Annotated in this window: 8 protein-coding genes and 2 pseudogenes; 5 read left to right on the forward strand and 5 right to left on the reverse strand. The window is 66.5% G+C overall.

All coding sequences use genetic code 11. The features are described 5' to 3' along the window. Window positions 1–61: 61 nt before the first annotated feature. Complete coding sequence (locus ACFU8Q_RS35150; RefSeq protein ID WP_384462284.1) at window positions 62–2,302, reverse strand: alkaline phosphatase family protein; 2,241 nt, start codon at window positions 2,300–2,302, stop codon at window positions 62–64. An 874-nt stretch (window positions 2,303–3,176) separates the two neighbouring features. Between ACFU8Q_RS35150 and ACFU8Q_RS35155 the strand changes: the two genes are divergently transcribed. Both ACFU8Q_RS35155 and ACFU8Q_RS35160 read left to right on the forward strand, forming a co-directional pair. Next, the gene (locus ACFU8Q_RS35155; RefSeq protein WP_384462287.1) at window positions 3,177–3,317 is read left to right on the forward strand and encodes a hypothetical protein; all 141 of its coding nucleotides are present in this window, start codon (window positions 3,177–3,179) and stop codon (window positions 3,315–3,317) included. A 123-nt stretch (window positions 3,318–3,440) separates the two neighbouring features. Beyond that, on the forward strand, window positions 3,441–5,174 hold the full coding sequence (locus ACFU8Q_RS35160) for an ISL3 family transposase (protein ID WP_384462290.1): 1,734 nt from the start codon (window positions 3,441–3,443) through the stop codon (window positions 5,172–5,174). Here the strand turns inward: ACFU8Q_RS35160 and ACFU8Q_RS35165 are convergent. Continuing rightward, complete coding sequence (locus tag ACFU8Q_RS35165) at window positions 5,081–5,494, reverse strand: DUF6086 family protein (protein WP_384462293.1); 414 nt, start codon at window positions 5,492–5,494, stop codon at window positions 5,081–5,083. The two genes, ACFU8Q_RS35160 and ACFU8Q_RS35165, sit on opposite strands and share 94 nt — an antisense overlap. Before the next feature lie 143 nt (window positions 5,495–5,637). Here ACFU8Q_RS35165 and ACFU8Q_RS35170 point away from each other — a divergent pair, with 143 nt between their 5' ends. Continuing rightward, window positions 5,638–6,138 (forward strand): hypothetical protein, encoded by a 501-nt coding sequence (locus ACFU8Q_RS35170; protein WP_384462296.1) that lies wholly within the window; start codon window positions 5,638–5,640, stop codon window positions 6,136–6,138. Window positions 6,139–6,252: 114 nt separating this feature from the next. Here the strand turns inward: ACFU8Q_RS35170 and ACFU8Q_RS35175 are convergent, their stop codons facing one another. Next, window positions 6,253–6,870: a TetR/AcrR family transcriptional regulator C-terminal domain-containing protein gene (locus ACFU8Q_RS35175; protein ID WP_384462298.1), complete on the reverse strand. Its 618-nt coding sequence runs from the start codon at window positions 6,868–6,870 to the stop codon at window positions 6,253–6,255. 65 nt (window positions 6,871–6,935) lie between these two features. Here ACFU8Q_RS35175 and ACFU8Q_RS35180 point away from each other — a divergent pair, with 65 nt between their 5' ends. Together ACFU8Q_RS35180 and ACFU8Q_RS35185 are read left to right on the forward strand one after the other, a co-directional pair. Then, a complete protein-coding gene (locus tag ACFU8Q_RS35180) occupies window positions 6,936–8,198 on the forward strand; it encodes a beta-ketoacyl-[acyl-carrier-protein] synthase family protein (protein WP_384462301.1) in 1,263 nt (420 codons plus the stop codon). After that, window positions 8,195–8,395 (forward strand): annotated as a pseudogene (locus ACFU8Q_RS35185) (helix-turn-helix domain-containing protein); the annotation flags it as partial. The gene ACFU8Q_RS35180 and the pseudogene ACFU8Q_RS35185, both read left to right, overlap by 4 nt. Before the next feature lie 425 nt (window positions 8,396–8,820). Here ACFU8Q_RS35185 and ACFU8Q_RS35190 read toward each other — a convergent pair. Beyond that, on the reverse strand, window positions 8,821–9,075 hold the full coding sequence (locus tag ACFU8Q_RS35190) for a hypothetical protein (protein WP_384462304.1): 255 nt from the start codon (window positions 9,073–9,075) through the stop codon (window positions 8,821–8,823). A gap of 23 nt (window positions 9,076–9,098) precedes the next feature. Then, window positions 9,099–9,263: pseudogene (locus ACFU8Q_RS35195) on the reverse strand (MFS transporter); the annotation flags it as partial.

The raw sequence follows: 9,263 nt of genomic DNA on the forward strand, positions 1-9,263 counted from the left end.
GCTGCCGACGCTTGTCAGCGGCCGCGTGCGGCAGACTTGGCGAGTTGTCAGCTGGTGCGGTTCACGGGAGCTGTCGGATGGCGAAGGCGTCGTAGACCATCCATGATCCGCCGGTTGTGGTGATGGTGACGGTGTTGTCGCCGGCCTTCAGGTTGGCGGCGGGCAGGGTCACGTTCAGCGTGGACGGCTTGGTGTTATTAGCCGATGAGGTGCCACCGCCGCCGCCGGCCGGGGTCTGGACGTTGCTCACCGCGGCGCCATTGAGTCCGATCGCGAGCGCGGGCGGCGCAGTGGGGTGGGTGTCCTCCAGCCAGGCGGTGAACGTCAGATCGCTGCTCGGCGCAGTGGAGAGATTGAAGCTCAACGTGAACGTGTGCGACTTGCTCTTGGCCCAGGTGTCGAGAGGCCCGGGCTGGATGTAACTCCAATCGGTGGCCGGGTTACTCACACCCGCAGTGAAGGTGACGTCATTAGGGAACGTCGACGGATAGGCACTGTATCGATTCGGGCTCAGCGCGAACTCATGACTGCTGGCATCGGTCTCCCCGACCATCGTGATCGGCTTGCCGACGGTCGCCGACACAGTGCTGCTCGCAGTGGGGAACTCCCCGTTGACGGACAGTGTGACCGTCGCACGGCCGAACGCGTCCTTGGCTGGGGTGAGGGAGAACGTGACGGTCTTGGACTCCCACGCATTCAGGGAAACGGGCTGCGGCACGCTTGCCGTCCACCCGGACGGCACGTCCGCCTGCACCGTAACGTCCGTGCTGCGGGCCGTATTGCTGGTGACATTCACCCGGACAGATGTGGAGTGCCCGGCGACCAGATCCAGGCCCGCGGGATTAGCTGCGGTGGCATCGACCGGGTTGTACCCGACGCGGATCGTACTGGCCCCCTCGTCACTGCTCTTCGCGTTCTTGTAGGTGGCCTGCGCGGACAGTGCCTGGTCACCGGACTTTGCGTCCGCCGGGGCGGTGACCGCCCAGGTGGTCTTCACCGACTGGCCGGGCTTGAGTGTGGCGACCGTGGTGGGCGAGGTGGCTTTAGCCGTCCAGCCGCTGGGCACGGTGAGGTTGGCGGAGGCCTGCGAAAGCGCCACGGGGCTGACGTCGTTGGTGTAGGTGGCCGTCACCGTGGCGGTGCCGCCGGGCTTGACGAACGAAGGCCTGTCGACCGTGAGTGAGTTGTGCGCGTTGTAGCCGGGCGCGATCCACTTCTGGCTGGTCGTGCCGTCGCAGTCCCGCAGCTCCGCCGGGGTTCCGTTGGCGATGTCCGAGCCGGGGACGGTCAGGCAGCGGCCGGATGCCGGGTTGCGCAGGGAACCATTGGTCTCGGGCTGCCAGCTCTGCACGGGGGTGCCGTCACAGTCGGCGAGTCCGGTCTTCCCGTCAGCGGTGGCGGTCAGGCACTTGTCGGCGTTGCGGATCGTGCCGTCCGCGTGCCTGACCCACTGCTGGTTGGCAGCTTCTTCGCAGTGCCACAGGCCGAGCTTGCCTGGCTCCGCCGGGTCGGTCTGGTGGTTCTCCAGACATCGCCCGGCCATACCCTCCAGGCGCTCGGTCCGCGACGTGTCCCACACGTCAGTGATCGTCGAAACGTCCGGGTCGGCCGTGTGGTTGATGTGGTCCAGGCCGTACATGTCCAGCAGCGTCTTCAGCACGTTGTAGTGCGTGATGTGCTCGCTGTACTCGCCGGCCTTGGCCATCGGCCCGACCATGATCGTCGGGATGTGGTTGGACGGGGTGAAGTCGTCCTCGTCCCAGGTCAGCACGAACAGGCTGTTGTGCGTCTTGGCCCACTGGATGTACGAGTCGAAGGTCTTCTTGATGAAGGCGTCGCCCTGCGCGAGGGTCCCGTCATGCATGCTCTGCTGGCCGTTGCCCACGTAGAAGGAGACGTTGGGCAGGTTTTCGAACCCCTCCGGCGTGGTCGGGAAGTCCTCCTGCCGCTTGTCCATCGGGTTCAGGTTGCCCGGGACACCCGGAATATTCTTATAGCGGAGCCACTGCGTGGGCTTGCCCTGGTTGGCGTAGTCCGCGAAGGTGTACCCGTGGGTCACCAGCTGGTTGGGCAGGTTGTCGGTGTCGACGGACTGCGGCTCCGGCCAGTCGCTGGTCTTCACGATGTCCGAGGCGGACAGCAGCGAGTAGTAGTTCGGCAGGCTCGGGTGCGTGAGACCGTACGAGTTGGTGAACGACGCACCCTGGGCTTCCAGGGACTTGATGTACGGCACCTGGTCCTGGGGCTTGGTCGACGGGTTGTTGAGAATGTCGTCGTAGCCCTTGTTCTCCATCATCACCATGACCACGTGGTCAGGCCTGGGAACCGCGGTGGATCCCACGACAACCGAAGACTTGGCGTCCGAAGACCCGGCGTCCGGGGTCGCCGCAGCAGCGGAGACGGCACCCGGAAGGGCGATGCATGCCAGCAGGGCCGAGGCCATCAGGCCTCGAATGCTTGAGCGCGGTATGCGCATCTGGTGCTTCCTTGTTAGGGCGACAGCACACCGGCCGACATCGCGACCAAGCTCACCGGAAATGCGAACGGTGGTGTTTCCACTGTGCTTTCGCGTCCATTCATGGCAGCCAGGAGCGTAGATACACCCCACTTCTGACGCGGTAACGATCAGTGAACTTCCCTCAAACACGGCCAGGCAGAGACGGGTCACCCGGCGCGCGGTTGCGGACGTGATCGGTGTGTCGGATCCTGCCGCTGATCGAGCCGGCCTTGCTCGTGCCGACCAACGATCTGGACCCCTTACCCAGCGCCCCAGCAGGAGATGAACTCCTCCGGGCTGTCCTGGCAGTGGCTGCCAGCACTCCCGCCCGGGCGGGTACTCCCAGGGCGGGGCTGGGCAACAGCCCAGCCCCCCGCGCGTTGGTCCGTACGGCTACGCCCCCAGCGCATGCCGATGGCGGATAGCCTCTCCACCCGGTCCGGCGACAGCGTCGCCGCCCGCGAGTGCCGGACGCCATCGTGGCGGTCCGCGGATACCTCTGGTACTTCACGACGGTCGCCGGATACGCCGTGGCAAGAGGCAGGTGCACGACCGTCAACTCTGGCGTGACACGCTTCGGGTCCGGATGCATCCCCATCCCTCCGACCATCTGGACACGCCGGTGTTGAGACAACCGACCGAGAGCGCGAGACACTGTCTCGCGTTGACCGCCGAAGTCGTGGCTGCAGCTGTCACGGCCACCCTGGCCGTCGCTCTCGCCGTCCAGCACGACACCGTACTTGCCGTCATCTTCGCTGTGGGCTCCGCCTCGTTCTCGTCGACGCGATACGCCGGATCCGCTGGCTTTATCGAGCAGTAATGGGTTCTGGCTCACTTTCCGTGAAGCGTGCGCCGTGGGTGACGGTTGGAGGCCATCCTGGCCGTCGGGAAGTTGCCTGAAAATTATCAGTGGCGATCTTGGATGGGCTCAGAGTTTGGGTCCGTGGGGGAGACGGTGCTCCGGCTGGAGGAGCTGCTGTTCCCGTCGATCGTGGATATCGCGGTGCTGTCGGTCGACGTGAACGATGAGGCGGTACTGATAGAGGCTCGATGCACGTTGGCCGGGGCCAACTGCGCTGGGTGCAAAGGCTGGTCGGAGCGGGTTCACAGCTCCTATCTGCGGTTTCCTGCTGACGTACCCAGTGCGGGGAAGCGGGTTCGGCTGTGTCTGCGGGTCCGCCGGTTCATCTGCGGGAACGCGTCGTGCGAACGGCGGACCTTCGTCGAACGGATAGCCGGGCTGACGCGGCGGTACGGCCGGTGGACCAAGCGGCTGCGGTCGACACTGGCTGCGGTCGGCCTCGCGCTCGCCGGCCGGGCGGGCGCCCACTTGGCTGGTGTCTTCGGAGTGGCAGTCAGCCGCAGCACTGTGCTCCGGCTGGTCGAGGCCTTGCCCGATCCCGATCCACCGGTGCCGCGGGTGGTCGGCGTCGACGAGTACGCGACGCGCAAGGGCCGCTTCTACGGGACGGTTCTGGTCGACGTCGAAACCCGGCGCCCGGTGGACCTGCTGCCTGATCGGAAAGCATCCAGCCTGGCCGCGCGGCTGGTTGAGCGTCCCGGCATTGAGGTCGTTTGCCGCGAGCGCGCGCCGTTCTTCGCGGAAGGAGTCACCGTCGGGGCGCCCCAGGCGATCCAAGTCGCAGACAGGTGGCACTTGTGGCACAACCCGAGTGAGGCGGCGGAGCGATGCGTGGCCCAGCACCGCAGTTGCCTCGGGGTCCTGGCTCGCGAACCAGCCGAGTCCGCGGTCGTGGCTTCACCTTCCGAGACAACCGGCTCGCCATGGCCAACAGGGCACCGGTTCGCCGACCGCATTCGGGACAGGCATGCCATCGTGCACACGCTGCTGGAGGCCGGCCACAGCCGACGCTCGATCGGTCGCCAGCTCCGCATGACTCACCGCACCGTCAAGCGCTTGGCAGACGCCGTTGCTCCTGAAGACCTCTTCCAGGGGCAGTGGCAAAATCGCCCCACGGTCCTCGACGAGTACAAGCCTTACCTGGACGACCGCTGGAACCAGGGATACGCCAACGCCTGGGCGTTGTGGGAGGAGATCGTGCCGTTCGGCTACAAGGGCAGCTACCAGCGAGTTCGCGCCTATCTGCGGGAGAAACGCCTTTCACCTGGACCGGTTTCCGCCAGGCCGCCGTCCCCTCGAACTGTCTCCGGATGGATTCTGCGACACCCCGAAAGCCTCACGGAGAGCGAACAGTTACGACTCAAGGCTGTGCTGGCCCACTGTAGGGAGCTGGACGCCCTCACCGGGCATGTCCGGTCCTTCGCCCAGATGCTCATCGAGCGCGAGGGCGAGCGATTGTCGGAGTGGCTCGACGCCGTCCGGCAAGACGACCTGCCGCCCTCCACACCCTCGCCGCAGGCATCGACCGCGACCGGGACGCCGTCATCGCTGGCCTCACCCTGCCCTGGAGTTCCGGCGTGGTCGAAGGACACGTCAACTGGATCAAGATGCTCAAACGCCAGATGTTCGGCCGAGCCGGCTTCGATCTCCTCCGCAAGCGTGTCCTGCTCTACACGTAGGGCAACGCTTGCGAGCCTGCCGCAGGTGCTGGCAGACGAGCCTCAGGTCGCTATGTGTCGGGTGAGCTCGTGTGACTTCTGCTGCAGTGCGGCTGTCCACTCCTTTGCATGGGTATCCGAAGCCGTCTTGAGATAGCGGCTCTCGGCGCGCTCGGCCGCCTGCCAGTTCACCTCGATGTTCGCTTTCTCAGCCAAGGCCAGCACCGTGGCAACGAACCCTTCGGACAGGGTGGCCATGATGGCGTGCCTGGTTTTGCTATGCCAGGCGAGCAGGGCGTCGACGAACGCTGCGAATGCGATGGGGTCGATCTGACACTCGTCAGCTTCCATGGGGCCGATGCCGGATGGCAGACCCACTTCGGTTTGATAGACGGTGACCTGGCTCAGGAACAGCCGGGACGCCCCGTTGGACGGGTTCCACAGGGTTTGGTCGCCCAAGTCGTAGTAGTGGCTCACGTCAGCCTCTCACTGCTGGTCATAGGGGGTCGACGCTACGGTCAGTCAGCCCTCCACGGAAAGTGAGCCAGAGCCTGAGTTTGGGAGGCACGGGGGCTCTTGCCAGGGCAGCATCGGGATGCTCTTGGTGAAAGGTGCTGGTCATGTCGCAGATGTCGAAGGTCGAGCTGTACGCGGCGATCCGGCGTGACCATCGCGGCGGCATGTCGATGCGGGAGCTTGAGCGCAAGCACGGCGTGACCTGGCGGACGGTGCGGAAGGCGTTGGATTCGTCCTGGCCGGAGCCTCGCAGGAAGCTGCCTCCGCGGGCTACGACTCGGGATCCGTACAAGGCGGTGATCGACGAGATCCTGCGGGCGGATCTGGATGCGCTGCGCAAGCAGCGGCACACAATCACCCGGATTTTTCATCGGCTGGTCGAGGAGCACGGGGCGGACGACTCCTACGCGGTGGTGCGTTACTACGTTGCCAGCCGGAAGCCCGAGATCCTGGCGGTGCCCGGCCCCCGCACCGCGCCGGAGGCGAAAATCGCCCGAGCGGCGGCGGAGGGTGCGGCCGGGGCGACGTCGCCGGGCGCGGGCCAGCCGGCGGACCGCGCCCAGGGGCGTCCGGGTCCTAACTGTTGCCTGCAAGCAGGTTCTTGACGCCTTGTACTAGCCGCAGCAGTGGACTTCGTCGGCGACGGCAAACATGCCGACCGCGACAAGGCCACCGTCGGGCGGGAACCGCGCACGTCGTCGCCGGCCTGTTCGACTGAGCTAACTGGGATCGGGTTCGTCGTGGATGGTCAATGCTCCGGCGAGGTCGAGGTCGGCGACGGTGCCATGTGCTCCGGCGCGGACGAGCAGCACTGCACCGAGCGCGGTGCTCCAGAACGTCCTGGCTTCCACGTTGAGCGGTCGACGGGCCCTCCAGCCGCGACTGTCGATGAGCTGGCTCACGAAGCGCTCGGATTGCCGGAACAGCAACTGGAGGTGCTTGTCGACCACGGGGGCGAGTTCGGGCTTGGAGATCCCGGCGGCGAGTGCTCGCGTGACTGACGGGAGCGAGGGCATGGCCAGTACGGCGCGGGCGATGTTGTGCCGAAATGTCGCCGCATCGGGGGCTTGGCGACCGATGCGCTCAATCCGTCGGGCGTCGTGCAGCAAGCCGAGAAAGGCGGCGTGCACGAGGAGCGAGTCCTTGGAGCCGAAGTGGTAGGTGACCTGATTGGGGAAGACGCCTGCCGCGGTCGCGATCTCCGCGACGCTCACCTCAGCGCCGGGCCGTTCCATGCAGAGCCGTGCAGTTGCCTCAATCAGCCGGTGCCTCGTCGCGCGACCGCGGTCACGCGACCGAGCCAACGTTGTTCGAGCTTCGGTTCGCTTCTTCTCCACAGCGAAATTGTATGTGATACAACAAGGGTGTTCGCTTGTATCGCATACAAGAAAGGTTGAGGGGCATGCACCGGACTGAAGTCGTCGTGACCGGACTCGGCGCGATCACACCACTCGGGGCAGACGTGGCGTCCACCTGGGACGCCCTGCTTGCCGGCGAGTCCGGCATCCGCGGCGGCGTCCTGCGTGGCCACGAAGATGCCGGCCTTCCCGACACCGTCGCGGGGACGATGGCGATCGACCCCGCCGAGTTGCTGCTGCCGGTGCAGGCCAGGCGGCTCGACCGCTCGCAGCAGGCGGCCTTGGTCGCGGCGGCCGAAGCCTGGGCCGATGCCGGTGCCCCGGAGGTGGACCCGGACCGGCTCGCATCGGCGATCGGCACGGGCATCGGGGGCGTACGGACGCTGTTGAAGGAAGACGACGTACTGGAGGCGGCCGGGACACGGCGCGTTTCGCCACGCACGGTCCCGATGCTCATGCCCAATGCGGCGGCGGCGCTGATCAGTATCGAATACGGTGCACGGGCAGGTGTCTACACGCCCGTCTCGGCGTGCTCTTCCGGTGCTGAGGCGATCGCCCTGGGGGCCAGGCTCATCCGTGCCGGCGAGGCCGACGTGGTGATCGCGGGCGGGACCGAGGCCGCGATCACACCGATCACCGTTGCCGGCTTCGCCCAGGCACAAGCACTGTCGCGGCATACCGTCGAACCCGCTTCTGCGTCCCGGCCGTTCGCCGCGGACCGCAGCGGCTTCGTCCTCAGTGAAGGCGCCGCTGTCGTGGTGCTGGAAAGCGCCGAGCATGCCAGCGCCCGGGGCGCGCGCGTCCGCGCGGTGCTCGCTGGCGCTGGGATCGCCGCCGACGCTCACCACATCACGGCGCCCGCTGCCGACGGCTCCGGTCAGATCTCGGCTATGCGGAAGGCCCTCGCGCAAGCCGGTTTGGCTCCCAAACAAATCAGCCACATCAACGCCCATGCCACCGGGACTCCGGTCGGCGACGTTGCCGAGGCGCACGCGATCGGGGAGGTCTTCGGCCGCGCCACCGTGACAGCCCCCAAGGCGGCGCTCGGTCATCTCTTTGGCGCAGCCGGCGCGATCGAAGCGCTCATCGCCGTCCTCAGTGTGGAGCACGGCGTCATCCCGCCGACCCGTAACCTCACCGCGGCCGGCGTCGGTCCCGACATCGATCTCGATGTCGTCGCAGAGCGACGAGACGTCCCCCAGGAGGCCGTGCTCAGCAATTCCTTCGGCTTCGGTGGGCAGAACGTCTCGCTCATCGTCACCGGCGCACGGCACCATGCGTCCCGGACGGCCTCGACGACACCATGACCCACGCGAACGCACCGTTGTCCGTGGAGGGTCGCCGCCGATTGATCGAGCGTTGCAAGACTCGTCCGAATGCGCATGTCGCCGCAGAGATGGGGATTTCCCGAGCAACGGCGTCGAAGTGGGTGAACCGGCACCGGCGACACGGCGAACTCGGGTTGATCGATCGAAGCTCGACGCCGCATCATCAGAGGGCCAGCCGTTAACGGCCGGCCCTCTGATCCCCGAGGCTGGCCTCCTGGTGAACTTCCCAGCGAACAAGCAAGGGCCAGAGTCGCACGCGCGGTTACTCTCACAAACGTTCCTTTGCCGGAGCGAGATCGACAACGGTCCGCCGAACCCCCGCTGATCCCGGATCGGTTCTCAGAACCCGTTCTCACTCAGAAGAGGGTTGCACCCCCCTGCTGAGACTTGCATTGTGCGAAAATCCGGGCCCATGACGGACCCTTGGCACCCTTCCCCAATCGACCGGTCGGGCGCCGCCGAATGGGCCGACTTCCGCGACCACTTCAGCCTGCGCAACGTCGCTCCGGGCGCTGGCGGAGGGCCTACCGCACCCCCTGCCAGCACGAGCATGCGTGCTTCTCTGAACTTCGAAGTGATCAGCGTTGTGTGTCGAGGTCGGTCAGATGGCGTTGATCGCCGCGGATGCTCGCTCCGTACGAGTCAACGCTCTTAGCAACGCGGCTTGGCCGTGCCGTCCAGCGGCGAGTCGAGCCAGTAGCACGAGCACGGGATCGAAGGCGGCGTCTGGGAGATCTTGCGTGGTGACTCCCACGCTGACAGCGAGATCGTCCATGTGCACGGCGCCGAGCTCCAACATCCGCGTGACCAGAAAATCGTCGGGACGTAGCGCCCATCCCGTCTGCGGCATGAACACGGCCTGGGCATAACCACGAAGGGTCCGCTGGCGGCGATGAGCAGTCCGGCCAGGGTCGGCCCCATGGCGCGGGCGATGTTGACGTTGAGGCTGTTCAGGGCTGCCGCAGCCGGGATCAAGTCGCGGGGGACCAGCTCGGGCTGGATGGTCCGCCTCGCGGGGCCACGGCGGGTTCGCCGAGGCGACGG

The organism is Streptomyces sp. NPDC057543 (assembly GCF_042801895.1).
Classification (GTDB): domain Bacteria; phylum Actinomycetota; class Actinomycetes; order Streptomycetales; family Streptomycetaceae; genus Streptomyces.

What these genes read in the sequence shown, in the direction of transcription:
- ACFU8Q_RS35150 (WP_384462284.1), bottom strand. Translation starts at nt 2,302, where the DNA reads ATGGTGATGATGGAGAACAAGGGCTACGACGACATTCTCAACAACCCG.
- ACFU8Q_RS35170 (WP_384462296.1), top strand. Translation starts at nt 5,638, where the DNA reads ATGTCGCAGATGTCGAAGGTCGAGCTGTACGCGGCGATCCGGCGTGAC.
- ACFU8Q_RS35180 (WP_384462301.1), top strand. Translation starts at nt 6,936, where the DNA reads ATGCACCGGACTGAAGTCGTCGTGACCGGACTCGGCGCGATCACACCA.